The following is a 19,625-nucleotide window of genomic DNA, read 5'->3' on the forward strand; positions in this document are numbered from 1 at the left end:
CCCAAATTCTTTTCATTTTGATAATAGTGTTAATTCATACTCTAGTAATAGAATACAAATCTAAGAATTATAAAGAATTATCTCCAATAAAATCTACTTTTTTCCTTCAAAGACACTATACAATACGACACTTTGTTAGTTATTTACTTCTCTTACCCAGATACAAACCGCCTTTTAATGAATCAGACCACCCCTATAGCAATCATAAGATTACATACTATTTCTCACTTATAAACTGCTCAAAACTATATTTAAAATCCTCATTCAATATTAGCTTATACTCCTTGGTGAATTGATCAAATGCAGTATATGCCATTCCCATACGTTTCAAATCCACTAAAGCACGGCACTTAACGCGAACAGACTCTTCATCTAACGAATCAAATCGCAGAATACAATTTGAGATTTGTATTCTCAAGTTATCATTTCCTACAAATTGCTTGCTATCTCTTAACCGACTCAGAAGATCAATCATTGAATCGGAATAATCTGCTTTAAAACTATCTACCCAATCAAATTGCATGTTAGGAAGTAATTGACCAAATGAAGCCAGACTCAATAATTTTTCTAAATCTTCCTTATGAACCACATCTAAAGGCGCCATCTTTTGCATCAATTGATTTGCTATAGTATAATCATTATATACATGCCCCTTATTAAGAAAGTACCAATAACCATTTGCTGATGATATCTCCGTATCTCCCACCTCTTCCAACAAAAGACGTATCTTACGTATATTTACACTACGGTTATTAGAGAAACTCTCTTCTGACTTATCATACCACAACAGTTCTTTTAACTTGATATTAGAAATCCCCTTATTATTCTGATTGGAATAAAGAATAATAACAGATAATAATTGACGCATAATGGGCGTAAATTTTCCGGTAATGTCTTTTAAATCCCGATTAATTACCTGAAATCCGTTTAGCATATAAATTCCCGGTGTGGTGTTCAATACAGGAGCTTCAAACGAGGAATATAGGTGGTCATTTTCTTGAATTTCTTTTTCACTATTTATATCTAAAACGCCCCCTTCTTCTTTCTCACAAATATCTTGTTGCGAAATAGATATAACTTTTTTTCTTATCATACTTTCTGCTATTCCGCAATCTCCACCCAATTCCCCCCTAAACCTGCTACACAAATACATATAAACAGTAATTTCCACCAATTCCCCTTGCTTTCCTGTACTGTCATATTTTGAATAGGCAACACAGGAGATGCAATAGAATAAATATTAGCTTCATAATTATTCCCCTCTACCTGGTGAACTGTTACAGCATAATAACATTTTTCTGAAGCAAGATAAATTAAATCTGCATGAGAATTAACATCTAAGAAAGTATAAGGTATTGTATCACCTAAAACAGTTTCTTGCCCGTTCTCCAAATTTAAATCTTTTAAAACTAGAGAAGATAGAAAACGACCTGAAGAAAAAAACAATCCTTTTGCATGTTCACCTTTTTCTACTTCATCAACTATCAACGTAGAAGCAGCTACCTCATCACAAAGATTCTCCGGTATAGCCCACTTTTTTTCCAAAGAATAATCATTCAAGTTCAATTTATACAAATCCTTATAATGAACGACCCCATACTCCTGTTTGCCCAAGTCATTTCCCAATCCTCCATAAATATAAACCAGCGAATCGGTCTTCCCTATGGCACTCAAATAGCGGGGAGTAATCACATCCGGCAACTCTCCCTTTATCACTTCACCCGACAGAGATATTCTATTCAACTCACGGGTATACAAATGAAATCCATATCCCAGAATTTGTACAATCGATGAATCTTTTGGATTGAAAAACCGATTATGTTGTGTATAAGAAGACTGCCTTTTCCGTTGGATAGGAATAGACCAACTTTTTGTTTGAAAATTGAAAAAAGACAAATTCTCCCCATCAGGCTTCTCAAAGTCATAATAAACCAACTGGCTACCTTTATCTTTCAAAGGAACAAAAAGAAACTGGTTAGTGATCCGATTTACATCAATCAATGGCGAGAAAACATATTCTTTAGTTGTACTCCGTATTAAATCATATTTGACAATACGATCTTTTGCAATAAAATAACATGCCGACTGATCTTCACACGGGACAGGAAAAGTCTTGGATGAAAAAGATAACGTTTTCCTATGTTTCCAATATATATGACTATTAATAATCCATTCCGGATTTGATATAAAAGCTGTCATCTGCCGAAACTTGTCCTGAAGCAAAGTGTCAGATACTGCTTGCTCCAACGACCATTCATATTTTATGCTCCCAGGTTCCAGACCGATCTGTACATCCTTCAAAATAATAGGTGCCACGTCCGAAGTTGTGTAAGAAGCTAATTTATTAGCACCAAAGCAGACTTTAACAGAATGATTATCCGGGGCAGTAACTTTCTCTTTAGAAATAAGAGAACCATTATTTCTGACATATAACGTATCATTTTTATACTCCAATTCTATCTTTATCCTATTCCACTCATGAATATCGATAGCCGCGGAAGAATGTATCTTTCCTAAATATTGCTGGTCTTTAATCAAACACAAATAAGGCTCTTCGTTCACAGGATTAACCAATATCAGATTGAGGCTATTTCTATTGTCAACAATCATGCGGCATACATAACCAAAATGCTCGCCTTTTTCCCTAATCTTCAAATCAAAAGAAACAGATAAATAATCTTTGAATCTCACTCCCTGATTGCCGGACGGTATGATGAATGAAGTACGTTCATCTTTTGAATATTCATAAGCACGAAAAGAAAGGCCTCCGATATTTTCACCACCCCAAGTGACTATAGTCTTCGAGATAAATAAAATATAAAATAACAGTCGGATATATTTCATAGCAAAAGCTTATTTGAAGCAAAGATATAAAAATATGTTTTTTCAATCTTAGGATATTAAAATAATATAGTTACTCTGCACCAATAACGAAATATATCCGGCTATTATACTCCACATCCCTATCGAACCGGCATCCGGGATGAACGCAGTTCTCCTCTCAAATATTTAGCAGCTTCACCTGCCAGCCAAAGATAATGATCGGGTGCTTCTCCTTCATAAGTTATAAAAGAACTTTCACCCACCGGAGGTGTATTTGTACATTTAAAGAAAGCTGTCCCCTCATCTATCTCATCAAACATTGCCAAATAAAGGCTTTCTGCTCCTGCATCTACAGCACCTTTCACCTGTTTCCAGAAGAAACGTCCCCCTAATCTCGGAATCATGTTTTGCGGAGCATCCTTTTTCATGTTATGCCAACTAAAGCCCGGAAATAACACCGGCATATAATCTTTACCATTCGCTTTGCACCACTTTATATCTTCCTCTATCGATTTACGATATGGCTCATACGTATTATTATCAAAACGTCCTACCAACCATGGATGAACAATATCCGCCTGTTTTACCAGTTCAAGCAATCGCGTATCAGAAACAGCATCTATCGTTAATGTCCGCCAATGAGTAGGTACACCTACCAATATAGAACAACCTTCACTCTTCAGGAAATCAATGATTTTCTTTACCTGCTCATATCCATATTTACGGCGATCATTAAACCCTATTCCCCAAACAGCAACTAACGGTTTACCATGATGATAAACATAATGATTGTTGTTCCGGGAAACTAGTTTATACTTCTCACACAGCTCTTTCCAGTCACGTATCAATATATCTTCTTCACCGGCTTCCATACCGGAAAGGTCATACATCAGACAAATTGCCCGGTCATACTTTTCTGCCGAAAGAACAGCATTATTCAGTATCTTATTATAATTATCCTTCCCTTTCTGATTTCGTATAGAAACAACAAAACGTTGCATAAATACCCCATCAATTCCATATTGCTTCATCCATTTAAAATGCAGATCTGTAGTAGAAGCATCATACGAACTAAAAACCTTTGCTGGTGTCTCATCAGGTAACTTAAAAGCCGTTTCATAGGTTTTCTCATATTCAGAAACATCCGGCCAAAGATCAATGGTACACTTGCCCGGTTTGAACTCTTTTTCTTTTTCAAAATGTTTCCAACCCAAACCAGCACCGTCTTCAGGAGTATTAAACCAACCCTGATACCCTGCCATCACTAAATTCCTTATTGATTTGAAACGGACACGACTCATTGACTCCGTCGTTTTTGTCGCCGGATCAGACATCACCACCTCTTTAGGAAACTGATTTAAGGCAATAAATTCACTGATAAACCGATCCGGATATACTTTCACAAGGTTCATCCCTTGATACCCTGTCCCCAACACCTTTCCTACCGGACCTATCGTTATCATTTCCATATTGCCAACCTTTCCATAAGCATTGTTATGTAAATGCCCCGCAAATATTGCGTTTACTCCATATTTCTGAAACAAACGCACATATTTCTCTCGCATAGGCAAAGAGAAATTCGAATAATTCACAGGTTCATCCATCCGCTTTAGAAAAACAGAGCAATGAGTAAAAACAAACTTGAATCTGGCATCCTTCGTTTTCTGTAATTCCTGTTCCAGCCACTTAAATTGAACTTCTTCCCTCTCCTTGTCCTCTTCTTTTATTATATTTGAATCAATACCTATAAATGCACAATCACCATACCTGAATGAAAAATGGGTTTCTCCGTAGTTTTTTTTATAATTATCTATAGAAGCCCGGCTGACCTTACCTATATCGTGATTTCCCGGAATCATATAAACCTTTACTGAAGAGTCTATTTGAGCAATCATTGACTTATAAGCAGCAATCTGTTCCTTACTCTTCGAATTATTTACAAAATCACCGGTTATCACCACAAACGGAGGTTTTAACTGATTAATAGCTGTCACAGCCTTATTCATAGCCTCTGTTTCTGCCGAAATACTCTTATTATTATCCATGAAGCCAAATTGGGGATCACTTAATTGCAAAAAGAAAAAGGGAGTAGAATCCGCAGCTATCCCATGAGATACAAAAACAGCCAAGAGAAAACAAACGACTGATATTATTTTCTTTCTCATAAATTATTTATTGTTATCACGAGATACGACGATCTGCCTGATACATCGTATCCCGTTATTAATAACTATTACTTCTTAAATTGATTTCTGGTTATCTTCAGAAATTCAGATTTGTTTTCCTCCGTCGGTTCCAAATTCGTTCCTTTCTGGTAATTATTCCATGAATTGACTAACACAATGTTTTTACTTCCGATATTCCGTTTAGCTACATTACAGAAATTAATATAATCAGCAGTCTCTCCATCTTGCCCGAAAGTATATTTATAACTTGAAGTTGAATTGATACGGTCATTATAAGAAGGAAAGATACAAGGAACAAAGTCTGTATTCCATTTGGCTATTGTAGTCTTCCAATTGGCCCAATTCAAATCAACAAAACTGAAAAAGGCATAATAACGGTCATACATATTCGTTGACCAGTCGTTCACTGTCACTCCATCAAAAGAAGCAATCTGATGTTCCTCATAATTCACCGGAGCTACCCAACCGGTAGTAAATTCTCCAATCGCATAAAGATCATACCCCAATTCTGATACAGCCTTCTTTAATGCCGGGATGACCAAAGAATAATCAATACTCTTCAATGCAGAAGAAGAAAGGTTAGACGGAGTTATTAGAATAACCGGTCTTCCGTTCATTTTATAATAGGCCTCCTCATTAAATAAAGGCACTAAAGTATTCGTAAAGTCATTGATCATCTTATTCAAATTCTCTTCCTCTTGAAGCGGTTTGTCATTAGATACTTTCAGATGTTTGGTGTTATAATTGATCACTAAGCGGACTTTTGCATTGGTTGCCGTACGTACAGACTTAAAGTTTGTAATCAATGTATTATCTGCTGAAGCAGCATCCCAAGTTACTATCAGAAAGTCCAAGGCAGCCTCATCCGCCCAAGCAAGCTGTTGCTGTAACACTCCACTAGTTATAGACAAATATTCACCCAACAAAGGAGTACCGGCATATATTTTCTTACCGGACTTTAACCAGCTGGAAGAGGAAGTTATATTGGTATAATAAGCACCAACTATCGCATCCACAGGTAAATCCGTCTGTGGTATATCATACACATATTTGCTCTTATCAGGAGCCAAATGATCGTCTTTATCACAAGATACAGCTAACAAAGCGATGAATCCGAGCAATATAATAGTTATCTTTTTCATATCCTTCATTTTTTAATTATTTGTCAAATAAGGGTTAGTCTTAGTCGGCAATGCAAACCATAGCTTAGTCGACATTGCATCCTGTCCACCATCGAGATTTGCGATACCTTTCGTCAATTCATACTCATTGTTTGTTTTCTCGCTATCGGGATATACCAATCGCTGAGGAATATAAGCATAAGGATTATCCTTGGTGCCCGCATTCACAGCACCATATCCGGTTTCCGGCTGGAAATGCGGTGGGAATTCCAATACTTGGCTACGGCGAATCAGTGTCCACGCATCCAACGATTGATAAAACATAGCTATATATTGCTGCATGATAATCTGACGATAAATCGGATCAGGTTCATCAGATGTAATAGCAGAAGATACAATGCCGATAAAATCTTTATAATAATCTTCACCTTCTTCTGTGACTGTGAGATCTGTCAATGTATTCCATTTAATTCCCGGAGTCTGAAGATAATTATTCACCTTTCCACCGTCTACACCATATTGAGCCATTGAAGCGTTCACACCAGCATTGTAATAAGCCTCGGCTGTTTGCGAACCACTTCCCAAACCTTTATGAACCAATTCACTTTTCAACAGGCACACTTCTGCATAATTCATAATTACTTCTGCATAACTTTGCTCCGTGAATTTATCCTGTAATTGAGAGTAATCATCAGCCGTCTTTCCACTATGCGGATTGGGAGACAAGCTGACTCCCGAAGGCAAATTAGAAACTTTCGGTTGTCCCCAATAAGGTGCCCAATGGAAGTTATCAGGCATAGAAGCAGCATTGGCAGGAGTGAAAAACTTCTCCAACCGCGGATCAGCATAGGGAGCCATATACATCAGAATCGATTCACCGGCAGAGTGAAGCTTATCCAAATTACTTTCACGGTTGATGACCAGATAATCATAAAAATAATTTCTTGTATCTGCGTTATCTCCCCATTGCAAAAGACAATTATCTTCATTACTTGTCATCAAGTTCTGTTCATTTTTCATAAGTTCATCAATCACTTCAGTCGCTTTCGAACGGTCAGCATTACAAATACGAACCGCCAAACGCAAACGTAATGAATTGGCAAACTTCTTCCATTTCAATAAGTCGCTGGATTTCTGTCCTGAAGGAAAAATAGGGTCTGCTTTATAAACATCTCCATCCATCTTCAACCCGTCGGCACATGCTTTCAAATCATTCAGCATAGCATAATAAATATCCGATTCCTTATCGTAAGGCACTCTCTCGCCGGCATTAAATGCCTGACTTTTAGGAATACCTCCCCAGATAGAAACTGCTTGTGAGAAAAGATAGTTTTCCCATATTTTAGCAATAAGTACACGATTGTGATATTGCTCGTCATTTTCCATTTGCGTTTGTATAAAGTGAACAGGAAAAATAGCATAATTATATACATTCTTCCAATATGAATCATTGGTTGAACCTTGATTTCCATACCGTTGTACCTGTCCACCGGTAGCTCCACCATAATAATGGCTATAGTTGGCCAACAACACTTTTTTCATGCTTCCGCAAAAAGCATTCAGCGTATAATAAGAACTCGTATTGAACAAATATTCAGGATTAATTTCATTAAGTTCATTGGGATTGGCATTGGCAGATTCAAAGTCATTCGTACACGAAACGAAAGAAATGGCCATTGCAGCAAAACCGGCTAATAATATTTTAATCTGTTTCATAATATTCTATCTTTAGAAGGTTAGTTTAATATCAAATCCGACAGAAGATACGGGCGGCATTCCTCCATATTCTATACCTTGAGCATTTCCTGATGAAGAAGAAGCCTCCGGATCTATGCCTTTAGGAGTATTTTGATGAAGAATAGCCAAATTACGTCCTACCACAGCCAGTCGTAGACCACTAATCGGCAATTTCTTTATGATAGACTTCGGAAGACTGTAGGCAACAGAAAGTTCACGGAATTTAATATAGGAAGCATCAAATACAGATCTTTCATCAAAACTAGCATAGCGGTTATTAGGTTTGACAAACAAGAGACAAGGCGTTCCGTCTTCAAAATAAGCGTCCGGATATTGATAACCGGAAGTTGCCTTCGCACTACTCTCACCATAAATCACATTACTCACATAATATCCTTCACGCCCTTCGGCAGATTCGGCAACAACACCGGCTGTTGTCGCTCTATTCCATGTTCCCGAATAAAGAGTTCCTCCAATACGTGCATCAAACAGGAAACTAACTGTAAAATTCTGAATTCTGAAATTGCTTCCAAAACTTCCCGTCCATTTCGGCTCGGCACAGCCTAAATATTGCGTATTATCCGTTACCAATATTTTACCTGAAGAATCGACTAATTTACGTCCCTGATCATCACGTTTCCAAGCACGTCCCCGAATGACTCCATAAGGCATACCTTCTTCCAACATAATACTGACATTACTTGATTTCAATAATTGCACATTAGGATTTCCGTCCACTACCTTAATCACTTTTGACCGATTACGCGCCCAGTTGATATTCGCATTCCATTCAAACAATTTAGTCTTGACGGGAGTAGCAGACAACACAACTTCCCATCCTTGATTACGTACATGACCTGTATTCAAGAATTTAAAACTATAACCGCTAGGCACCGGCAAAGCGACTTTCGTTATCAAGTCATAGGCATCAGAACGATAATAAGTTACATCTACACCCAAACGATTATGGAAAAAGCGGAGATCAGCTCCAAGTTCCAAAGAACGGTTACGTTCCGGCAAAAGTTGATCATTATTTAAAGTTGTACTAATAGTTTGCAAAGGTGAACCATTATAAATGCTACCCAACTTATAGGTTTGATTAATCCGATATGGATCTGTGTCAGAACCGGCATAAGCAAAAGAAGCACGAATCTTACCGAACGACAAGATAGGTGATTTGATCTTAAATGCATCGGTAAAAATAAACGTAGCACCAAAAGAAGGATAAAAATAAGAGCAATTATCCAGTGGTAAAGTAGACGACCAGTCATTGCGGGCCGTTACATCTAAATAAACATAACTATTGTAACCTAATGACACCGAGCCGTAAGCAGAACGGATTATCTTCTTAGATTGCAGTTGAGTGGCACTAGGATACTCATTCGAGTTAGAAATATTCTTGAAATCAGGAACCAATATACTATTCACACTTTCCGTTCTTTTCTCCGAGTTGCGTTCATATCGGCTAATACCGGCAATGGCATTGACTGATATTTTATGAAATGTTTTATTATACATCAATAAAGCTTCAAAGTTAGTAGAAGTACTGTTATTGATCCAGTTCTTCATACCACCGTCCACATCACTACGTGCACCCAGATTAAAGAACTCCATTCCTTTCCACCAATAAGCATCCAGTCCGGCTTTACCTACCGCCTTCAAGCCCGGAAGTAATTTTACTTCCAGATTCATCGATCCACTCACCCTGTCACGCGTGTCAGAGTTCGTATTTTCATAAATATTCCAATACGGATTATAACCACGTTCACCAATCGGAATCATTTCATTTCCATTTTCATCCTTATAATGTTTCAATACATCAATAGAAAGCGAACGAGGAAGAGTAACAAACGCATATATAGGATTCTTATCCGAACCATTCATATATTGACGGTTGTCTACCTTTTCATGTGAGTAAGTCATTTTAGAATCTAAAGTCATCCATTTGGTAATCGTATTCATCAACCGGAGATTGAATATATCTTTAAAGCTTTCATTGATACCGTGTACCACACTATTCCCCTTACTTCTCGTATACGATACGCGATAATTATTCTTTTTCGAACCACCTTCCACAGCTAATGTATGCGTGTACCGATGGGCGGTTTCGTAGAAATCCTTCACATTGTCCGGATGTGAAGAATGAGTAGTAAGTACGCCATCATGTCCATAGATAACCTGATCCCACAAAGGTGCTCCCCAGCTACGCAATTTAGCACCTGCAGAAGAATTATAACCACTGAAATTCGGTAAATCTGTTTGCAACCTGTTACCATTAGGTTGAAGCGTCAATTTATGGTCAAGCAAATAAGAGTTCTCTCCTGTTCCCCAACCATTCTGATAATCTAAAAACTGGTTCACTTTTTCAAATTGAAAATTTCCGCTATAAGATACTTTTGTTTTTTCGAATGTGCTCGAACGTTTAGTTGTCACCAATACAACCCCCTGTGCTGCACGCGAACCATAAAGTGCAGCAGCATTCGGTCCCTTCAGGATTTCAATGCTTTCAATATCATCCGGATTGATATCCGCTACCGGATTACCAAGGTCGGTAGAACCTGTACCACCATCAACGGTCACACTTGTATCACCCGGTTCGTTTTCAATAATCATACCATCAATCACGAATACGGGCTGTGAGTTTTCAGTCAGTGAGCTTGTTCCGCGAATGACAATGCGCGCACTACCATTGCTCGTTCCCGGAGGAGTAATGGTAACCCCCGCCACCTTACCGGAAAGAGAAGATATCAGATTGCCACTACTATTTTCTGCCAAGGCTTCCGCATTTACACTCTGCCGTGAATAATTAAGACTCTTAGCTTCACGCGTCACTCCGAGAGCGGTAACAACCACTTCATCAAGAGCCTTCGCCGTGCTAGCCAAAGATACATTGATATGAGTCAAACCGGTAATTTTAGCCGTTTTCGTCTCCATTCCGACATACGAAAATTTCAATTCTTGACATCCATTAGGCACATTAAGTGTAAACATACCATTTATATCGGTAATTGTACCTACCGATTTAGCGTTCGTCTTACCATCCGGATCAACAGCTACCACCGTAGCTCCTATGATAGGCATTCCATCCGCAGCATCTGTCACTTTACCCGTTATACGCTTTCCTTGCGCATAACCCGATACACTTATTACTAAAAAGAATAAGAATAGGAAGTAGTTTTTCATAATACTTAATTATTAAATTAAAGAATACAGTATTGATTAATGCATTAAAGATGAACCAAAGATATTTTATGGTGATTAATATTAGATTAATATTCTCTTAATGGCGGGACTTTACAAAAAAAATATTTGTAGAAGATAGATTTTAAGGTTACATTAAGTTTTCATTAATCAAACCATCCTATATTTACAGCAAATCTAATTAAAACCATCGAAAAATAAAAAAATCTGTTTATGTACAAGAGAAAATTCATTCCGTTAGTACTGTTAATGATTTTAATCGTCAATGGATGCAGCAACAAGCAAGAGGTAGTGTTAACTCCGGTTGACTATGTAAATCCTTATATGGGGAATATCAGCCATTTGTTAGTTCCTACTTACCCAACTGTCCATCTTCCCAATAGTATGCTCCGCATCTATCCGGAAAGAGCAGATTACACCTCTGATAAAATAAAAGGCTTACCGGTCATTGTCACCTCGCATCGGGGAAAGTCTGCATTCAGCCTGTCTTTCTATCAGGGAGCAGAGAGCGGATTACAACCGGTATATTACTATTGTTATGATAATGAAGTGATAAAACCCTATTCCTATTCTTCCTATTTTGAAGAAGAAGAGGTTTCCACTAAATTTGCTCCCTCCCACCAGGCAGGAATCTATGAACTAAGTTTCCGGAAAAACGATGCTCCATATTTAATACTTAGTACCACCAATGGTGAGCTTAAAACTACGGAGAATACCATTTCCGGTTATCAGAACATAGATCATCAAACCAAAGTATATGTTTATATGGAGACTTCCGCACTACCGGAAAAAACGATGACTGTCAGCAAAGAAGAAATAAATCACAGCCACACTGCCATAAAAGGCAAGAACGTGGGTATCGCTCTCTTATATTCAACAGATATAAAAACAATCAAAGTTCGCTACGGCATTTCCTTCATTGATGAAAAGCAAGCAAAAGCCAACCTACAGCGGGAAATAAAAGATTATGATGTGGAAAACCAAATGAACATTGCCAAAAACATCTGGAACCAAACATTAAGTAAAATCAAAGTGGAAGGAATAGACGAAAATGCAAAAGCAATATTTTATACTTCCCTCTACCGGACTTACGAACGGATGATTTGCCTTTCGGAAGACAACTGCTATTACAGTGCTTTCGACAACAGTATCCACAAAGATTCTGTCCCATTTTATACCGACGATTGGATTTGGGACACGTATAGAGCAGTCCACCCCTTACGTGTCATCATCGAACCACAAATGGAAGCTGACATGATTCAGTCTTTTATCAGAATGGCACAGCAAATGGAATATAACTGGATGCCTACATTTCCTGAAGTGACGGGAGACAGCCGTAGAATGAATTCCAATCACGGTGTAGCCACTGTTATTGATTCATATATAAAAGGGATCCGTAACTTTGATTTATCAGCTGCTTACGAAGCCTGCAAACTTGGTATTACAGAAAAAACGTTAGCCCCGTGGTCAGGCATAAAGGGAGGTGAAATCACAAAATTCTATTGGGAAAACGGATATTTACCGGCATTGGCACCGGGAGAACAAGAAACAGCTGACGAAGTACACCCATTTGAAAAACGCCAACCGGTAGCCGTCACTCTAGGTACGTCTTACGATGAATGGTGCCTGGCACAAATAGCCAAACAACTTGGATATGAAAAAGACTATAACTACTTTCTACAAGGGAGTAAAAACTATCGGAATATTTTCAATCCTGAAACAAAATTCTTCCATCCCAAAAATGCAAAAGGCGAATTCATAGAACCCTTTGATTATGCCACTGCCGGCGGATTAGGTGCTCGTGAAGCATACGGCGAGAATAACGGTTGGATATACCGATGGGATGTTCCCCATAATATTGCTGATTTAATTGAACTGATGGGAGGGAAAGAAGCATTCAGAAATAATCTTGAAACGATGTATAACACCCCATTGGGCGAAGCCAAATATGTATTTTATGCGCAATTACCGGATCATACGGGTAATGTAGGCCAATTTTCAATGGCTAATGAACCCAGTATGCACATTCCTTACCTATACAATTATATAGGAGAACCCTGGAGAACTCAAAAAAGAGTAAGGACATTGCTCGATGAATGGTTTAGAAATGACCTGATGGGACTTCCGGGCGACGAAGATGGCGGAGGAATGTCAGCATTTGTAGTCTTCTCCATGCTAGGTTTCTATCCTATTACTCCTGGTTTGCCTATTTATGTCATCGGAACTCCTATGTTCGAAAGAGCAGTTATTGAAACAGGAGCTGGCAAATCATTCGAAGTCATTGCGCACAACTATTCGCCGACAAATAAATATATCCAATCAGCCAAATTAAATGGCAAAGATTGGAACCAGTCCTGGTTCGAACATAAAGAACTGATGAATGGCGGCAAACTGGAATTTACAATGGGAAACACTCCCAATAAGAATTGGGCGGCAGACAGTGTGCCCCCTTCTTTTGAAATGAATAAATAACAGAATATGAATAAAATATTATTTGTCCTTTTATCGCTTTTGACTTCTCTGCAATCATACTCCCAAGAGCAAAATGAAAAAGAAGTTTCATTTCTCTTGTTGGGAGATATACACTATGATTTATTGGAAGATCACGATATGGAATGGTTATCCACCAAACCGGATGATCTGCGCCAAGTTACCAAAGAATATTCAGTATTCACGAAAAATACATGGCCGGAATTCTCCCGGATAATCAGCGGGAAAGTTCAAAAACACCAGCCGTCAATAAAAGCTGTTCTGCAAATGGGGGACTTGTCAGAAGGATTAGCCGGTTCTCCACAAAAAGCAATACAGATGGCTAACAGTGCCTTTAAAGCTGTCAACAAAATGAATCTGAAAGTACCTTTCATTATGACTAAAGGTAATCATGATATCACAGGGCCAGGGGCTAAAGAAGCTTTTGAAAAAGTCTACTTACCCAATATGGCAAGATTGGCAGGATATCCATCCTTACAGTCAGCCAATTACACTACTACTCTTGATGATGTATTATTTGTGTGTTATGATCCATGGGATCAGAATCCGGAAGGACTACAACAATTAGAAAAGTCACTAGCCGGTTCGAAGGCTACTTACAAGTTTGTCATGTTACACGAGCCTGTGATTCCGGTAAACGAAAGATGCTGGCATGTATTCCGACAAGACAATGCCAAGAGGGAACAATTACTGCAAATCATCGCCAGTCAACAAGCAATCGTACTCTGTGCACATCTGCATCTATACTCCGTTATCTGTCGGGACACTCCTTGGGGACCTATCGTTCAGATTCTCGTCAACAGTGTCATCAAAGATAAAAATATGCTGATTCCGAAAAATGTAGTTACAGACTATAGTCCTAAATTAGTAACGGCACACCCACAATGGCAACCTTCTACTCTACAACAGCGTATGGAATGGATTGATAAAGAAACTCCCCATATCCGTTTTTTCAAACAAATGGATTTACCGGGCTACGGCATCCTTTCTATTGACAAAGAAAACAACCAGATGCAATTAAAATATTATGCCGCATTTGGAGAAAAGCCATACGATACAGTCAACATATCCGAATTACTTACTTCTAATTAAAACATATTAGCCATGAATGTAAAATTTAAAACTCACTTATTTATTCTCTCCTTATTCTTTTGCTATAATCTATCAGCACAAGAAATCGTCAAAGGAGATTTTAAGAACGAAAATCCACAAAGTTCGTATGTTCCTTCATTTGACATGGATGCTACCGACAAACCGGTGAAGAATGTCATCTTAATGATAGGTGACGGCATGGGACTGGCACATATCTGTTCAGGAATGTATGCCAATCAAGGACAGCTTACTATCACTAATTTAAAAACATGCGGTTTCGTCAGAACGCAATCCGCCAACAAGTTTACAACAGATTCAGCTGCTTCCGGAACTGCTTACTCAACCGGAAAAAAAACTAAAAACGGAGCGCTCGGAATGGATGAAAATAACCAAGTTATTCCAAACTTACCGGAGAAGTTATCCGGCTATGGCTACATTTCAGGAATTGTTACCACTGACAATCTCGACGGAGCTACTCCTGCTGCTTTTTTTGCTCACCAACCGGAGCGTGGAATGTCTAAAGAAATTTGGGCGGATCTTCCTAACAGTAAGCTGACATTCTTTTCTGCCGGTAGTTATGAACTATTTGAAAAACAAGTACCAAACGTTCAAAAGGAAATCAAAAAAGAGTTTACCATCATAGAGGAACCGAATGACAAAGCTATCAAGAAATCTAAAAAACTGGGATACTTACCCACAAAAAGCAAAACAGCTTCTGTAAACGAAAACCGGGGAGATTTCCTTCCGTCTACCACCCAAATGGCTATTGACTATCTTTCGAGCAGGAGTACTAACGGTTTCTTCTTAATGGTAGAAGGTGCCCGAATAGATAAAAGTGCGCACAGTAATGATTATTCGGCAGTTGTCCGTGAAGTATTGGACTTTGACAAGGCGGTAGAAGCTGCTATCAGATTTGCAGAAAAAGATGGAAATACATTAGTGATTATTTCAGCTGATCATGAAACCGGAGCATTAGCTTTACGTGACGGAAACATAAAAGAAGGCAAAATGAAAGCAATGTTTGTATCTAAAGGACATACACCAATCATGGTTCCACTGTTTGCATACGGTCCACAATCCAAGCTTTTTGGTGGTGTTCAGGAAAACAGCGATGTTAGTAATAAAATTCTCCAATTACTCGCTAAATAAGATATAAAACAGATCTGTCATTCAAACTGAAATAAGAAAGAATTTCTTCTATATGAAAATAAGAAATTCTTTCTTATTTTTTCTCTGCCTGATAGACTCCAAAAATAATGCAACCTGCTCCCAATAATGTAATCCATGTGATTTGTTCGTGAAGAATGATTACGGATGCCACCATTGTTACCAACGGATTGAGATAGATATAATTGGAGGCTCTAACGGTTCCCAACTGTTTCAATACCACATTCCAGAGGACATAACAAACCAAGGATGCCAGGACGGCCAAAAATAAGAGATTGGATAATACAACCGGTTTTAAAAGTACATCGAAATCCGGTTGCAGTGGATGAAGAAGAAAGGCGGGAAGTATGGTTAATACTCCATAAAAGAATATTTTGCGGGTGATAAATACTGTGGGGTAACGCCCTGTCATTTTCTTTATCACCAAACTATAAAATGCCCACGACAGGGCAGCAAGTAAAGTAAGCAAATCCCCTACCGGAGATAATTTGAGTACAAAACTACCGTTGAAGACCACCAGCCCCACCCCGATTAAAGCTAATATGGAACCATAAATCAAACCTTTGGTGGCTTTTTCACTCTTATAAAAGAGAAGAGAAAGAATGGTAGTAAGCAAGGGAGCTGTGCAAATGATGAAAGCGACATTGGATGCTTGCGTAATTCCCAAAGCTGTATTCTCTGTAAAAAAATAGAGTGAACCACCAAAGAAACCTCCTGCCATCAACCAAAGTTCGTCTTTCCAATTACTCGCAAACAGACGTTTGGGAGAAATCACCCAAATACCCAGATAAGCAATGAGAAAACGATAGGAAGAATATCTCCTGTGGGGTCAGTCCGTGATTAATCAATACTTTGGTTGATATGAAAGTCAATCCCCAGATAGCAACTACAAGTATCGCAATCAGATGGTAATATCCATGCTTCAATTCCATAATGGTGGTGATGTTTGTTTAATAGAGTGCAAAGATAGCGAGAAGTTATGGAATGTTTGTTTGGAGAAGTAACAAAAAGCCCGTACCTTTGTTTATGTTCAAAGAAAACTCCTAAAATAAGGTATAAGTTATGGAAGAATATATAGCTCCGGACAGGAAACGTATCCCCTATGGTATGATGAACTTTGCAGTAATCCGCCGCGACGACTGTTATTATGTGGACAAAACCCGGTTTATACCCATGATAGAAGAAGCGGACAAGTTTTTCTTCTTTATTCGCCCGCGCCGTTTCGGCAAAAGTCTCACAGTAAATATGTTGCAGCACTATTATGATATACTTGCCAAGGATAAGTTCGAAGCGCTGTTTGGCGACCTTTACATTGGGAAGCACCCTACACGCGACCGGAACAGCTATCTGGTACTATACCTCAACTTCTCCGGAATAGTAGGCGAACTGCACAACTACCGCAAGGGACTGGACGCGCATTGCCAAACAATGTTCGACTACTTCTGTGACATTTACGCCGACTATCTCCCCAAAGGCATCAAGGAAGAACTCGACAAAAAAGAAGGAGCTGTCGAACAATTTGAATATCTGTTCACAGAATGTAATAAGACCAACCAACGTATTTACCTCTTTATCGACGAATACGACCATTTCACCAATGCCATCCTCTCGGATATAGAAAGCCTGCACCGCTATACGGACGAAACACATGGCGAAGGTTATCTGCGCGCCTTCTTCAATAAAATCAAAGCCGGAACCTATTCCAGCATCGAGCGTTGTTTCATTACCGGCGTAAGCCCCGTGACAATGGACGACCTCACAAGCGGTTTCAATATCGGAACCAACTACTCGCTCACACCGGAATTCAACGAGATGATAGGTTTCACGGAAGAAGAAGTGCGCCAAATGCTCACTTATTATTCCACCACCAGTCCATTCAACCACAGTGTGGACGAATTGATAGAAATAATGAAACCCTGGTATGACAACTACTGCTTTGCAGAAGAATGTTACGGTGAAACCACTATGTACAACTCCAACATGGTACTCTACTTCGTCAAGAACTACATCCAACGAGGCAAAGCCCCCCGGGATATGGTAGAAGACAATATCCGTATCGACTACGAAAAATTACGTATGCTCATCCGGAAGGACAAAGAGTTTGCCCATGATGCCTCCATCATACAGACATTGGTGAGCGAAGGCTACGTCACCGGAGAACTGAAAAAAGGTTTTCCTGCCGTCAATATCACCAACCCCGACAACTTTGTGAGCCTACTCTACTATTTCGGTATGCTCACCATTAGCGGCACGTATGAAGGAAGGACCAAACTCACCATCCCTAATCAGGTAGTCCGCGAACAAATCTACACTTATCTGCTAAGTACCTATAACGAAGCCGAACTCAATTTCAGTAGTTACGAGAAAAATGAACTTGCCAGCGGCCTTGCCTACCGAGGCGACTGGAAAGCCTATTTCGGTTATATTGCTGACTGCCTGAAACGCTACACCTCCCAGCGTGACAAGCAGAAAGGTGAATTTTTTGTCCACGGCTTTACGCTTGCCATGACGGCACAAAACCGTTTCTACCGTCCCATTTCCGAACAGGACACACAGGCAGGCTATGTCGACATTTTCCTCTGTCCGCTACTGGATATCTATTCAGACATGAAGCACAGCTACATTGTGGAACTGAAATATGCCAAGTATAAAGACCCTGAAAACCGCGTGGAAGAACTGCGACAGGAAGCTATTGCCCAAGCGAATCGTTATGCTGACACTGATACGGTAAAGAGAGCAGTCGGCACTACACAGCTTCATAAGATTGTGGTGGTGTACAAAGGAATGGATATGCCGGTATGTGAAGAGGTTTAACAGATAGGCTAACAATATGAAAAGATCAATAAAACGTTTGCCCAAACGCACGCAAGAAGAGTTGGCGGTGTTGCAAGAGCTGATATTGTCAAATCTTACGAATGTGCGTATGATTATCTTGTATGGAAGTTATGCGCGGGGAAAATATGTCATCTGGGATGAAATATACGACGAACGTGGAGTAACTACTTACTACCAAAGTGACTTGGATATTCTGGTGATATGTGATACGAGAGACGCAAATAAAGCAGAGAGGCATGCGCGCGAGGTGATCGTTCCTAAATATGATACAAGAATGGAAGGAAAGCGGCATCCGGCACCGCCTAATATTATTGTAGAAACTCCAGTGACTATTAATAGAGCTATAAGAAGGAAGCATTATTTCTTTTATGAAATTATAAAAGACGGAATTCTATTGTATGACAATGGTACGTTTCAGATTGGTAAACCTGAGAAGTTGCCGTATCGGGAGATTAAGCAATATGCAGAGGAAGAATATGAAGAATGTTTCTACATGGGAGAATGTTTTCTAGATTCGGGGCATACTGCTTACGAAAAAGGTAATTTTAAATATGGCTCTTTCTTATTACATCAAGCCTGCGAACGTTACTACAAAACGTTTACTCTTGTGTATAGCGGTATTCGCCCTAAATCTCATGAATTGAAAGTACTAGGAGCGATGGTCAGAAGCTGTTCACGAGGATTTGCTAATGTGTTTCCTACCAATACTCCCGAAGAAAATAAAGCGTTTGATAAATTATGCAGGGCATATATCGAAGCGCGATACAACCGGCTGTTCACCGTTAACAAAGAGGAATACGAGTATATGCTGGCACGAACAGAGGTGCTGCGCGAAGTAACTATCCGGGAATGTGCTGCACGCATAGCGTATTACGACGAGATGATAGAAAAAGAAGAGAAAGACAAGATATAACCATATATTGTAAAAATGAAGAATTACCCTCATCACAGATAGCTGTAATGAGGGTAATCA

The 19,625-nt window shown here is 39.1% G+C and carries 11 protein-coding genes and 1 pseudogene; 5 read left to right on the forward strand and 7 right to left on the reverse strand.

Going from position 1 to position 19,625, the window contains the following annotated elements:
* Window positions 1-217 precede the first annotated feature (217 nt).
* From NXX38_RS06555 to NXX38_RS06580, 6 genes are all read right to left on the reverse strand, one after another.
* A complete protein-coding gene (locus NXX38_RS06555) occupies window positions 218-1,093 on the reverse strand; it encodes a hypothetical protein (RefSeq protein ID WP_258978866.1) in 876 nt (291 codons plus the stop codon).
* Between the two features lie 8 nt (window positions 1,094-1,101).
* Window positions 1,102-2,844, reverse strand: coding sequence for a hypothetical protein (locus NXX38_RS06560; RefSeq protein ID WP_258978867.1), 1,743 nt, complete (start codon window positions 2,842-2,844; stop codon window positions 1,102-1,104).
* 119 nt (window positions 2,845-2,963) lie between these two features.
* Entirely contained in the window at window positions 2,964-4,988 is a 2,025-nt protein-coding gene (locus NXX38_RS06565; RefSeq protein WP_217720789.1) for a metallophosphoesterase, read from the reverse strand.
* A gap of 68 nt (window positions 4,989-5,056) precedes the next feature.
* Complete coding sequence (locus tag NXX38_RS06570; RefSeq protein WP_258978868.1) at window positions 5,057-6,151, reverse strand: glycoside hydrolase family 99-like domain-containing protein; 1,095 nt, start codon at window positions 6,149-6,151, stop codon at window positions 5,057-5,059.
* 12 nt (window positions 6,152-6,163) lie between these two features.
* Window positions 6,164-7,846 carry a SusD/RagB family nutrient-binding outer membrane lipoprotein gene (locus NXX38_RS06575; protein ID WP_258978869.1) on the reverse strand — a complete coding sequence of 561 codons (1,683 nt, stop codon included), beginning with the start codon at window positions 7,844-7,846 and terminating at the stop codon, window positions 6,164-6,166.
* A gap of 12 nt (window positions 7,847-7,858) precedes the next feature.
* Window positions 7,859-11,050 carry a SusC/RagA family TonB-linked outer membrane protein gene (locus tag NXX38_RS06580; RefSeq protein ID WP_258978870.1) on the reverse strand — a complete coding sequence of 1,064 codons (3,192 nt, stop codon included), beginning with the start codon at window positions 11,048-11,050 and terminating at the stop codon, window positions 7,859-7,861.
* A 231-nt stretch (window positions 11,051-11,281) separates the two neighbouring features.
* Here NXX38_RS06580 and NXX38_RS06585 point away from each other — a divergent pair, with 231 nt between their 5' ends.
* Genes NXX38_RS06585 through NXX38_RS06595 form a run of 3 tightly spaced genes read left to right on the forward strand, consistent with a single transcriptional unit; the run spans window position 11,282 to window position 15,799 of the window.
* Complete coding sequence (locus NXX38_RS06585; RefSeq protein WP_258978871.1) at window positions 11,282-13,540, forward strand: GH92 family glycosyl hydrolase; 2,259 nt, start codon at window positions 11,282-11,284, stop codon at window positions 13,538-13,540.
* A gap of 6 nt (window positions 13,541-13,546) precedes the next feature.
* A complete protein-coding gene (locus NXX38_RS06590; RefSeq protein WP_250701383.1) occupies window positions 13,547-14,650 on the forward strand; it encodes a metallophosphoesterase in 1,104 nt (367 codons plus the stop codon).
* A gap of 12 nt (window positions 14,651-14,662) precedes the next feature.
* Window positions 14,663-15,799, forward strand: coding sequence for an alkaline phosphatase (locus NXX38_RS06595; protein ID WP_250701382.1), 1,137 nt, complete (start codon window positions 14,663-14,665; stop codon window positions 15,797-15,799).
* Between the two features lie 73 nt (window positions 15,800-15,872).
* On the opposite strand, the pseudogene NXX38_RS06600 reads toward NXX38_RS06595, so the two are convergent.
* A pseudogene (locus tag NXX38_RS06600) lies at window positions 15,873-16,749 on the reverse strand (DMT family transporter).
* A 130-nt stretch (window positions 16,750-16,879) separates the two neighbouring features.
* On the opposite strand from NXX38_RS06600, the gene NXX38_RS06605 reads away from it, so the two are divergent.
* On the forward strand, window positions 16,880-18,631 hold the full coding sequence (locus NXX38_RS06605; protein ID WP_258978872.1) for an ATP-binding protein: 1,752 nt from the start codon (window positions 16,880-16,882) through the stop codon (window positions 18,629-18,631).
* Window positions 18,632-18,647: 16 nt separating this feature from the next.
* Window positions 18,648-19,565, forward strand: coding sequence for a HEPN domain-containing protein (locus tag NXX38_RS06610; protein ID WP_217724037.1), 918 nt, complete (start codon window positions 18,648-18,650; stop codon window positions 19,563-19,565).
* Window positions 19,566-19,625: the final 60 nt, after the last annotated feature.

It is taken from the genome of Bacteroides sp. BFG-637, assembly GCF_024793605.1.
In the GTDB taxonomy this organism is placed as follows: domain Bacteria; phylum Bacteroidota; class Bacteroidia; order Bacteroidales; family Bacteroidaceae; genus Bacteroides; species Bacteroides vicugnae.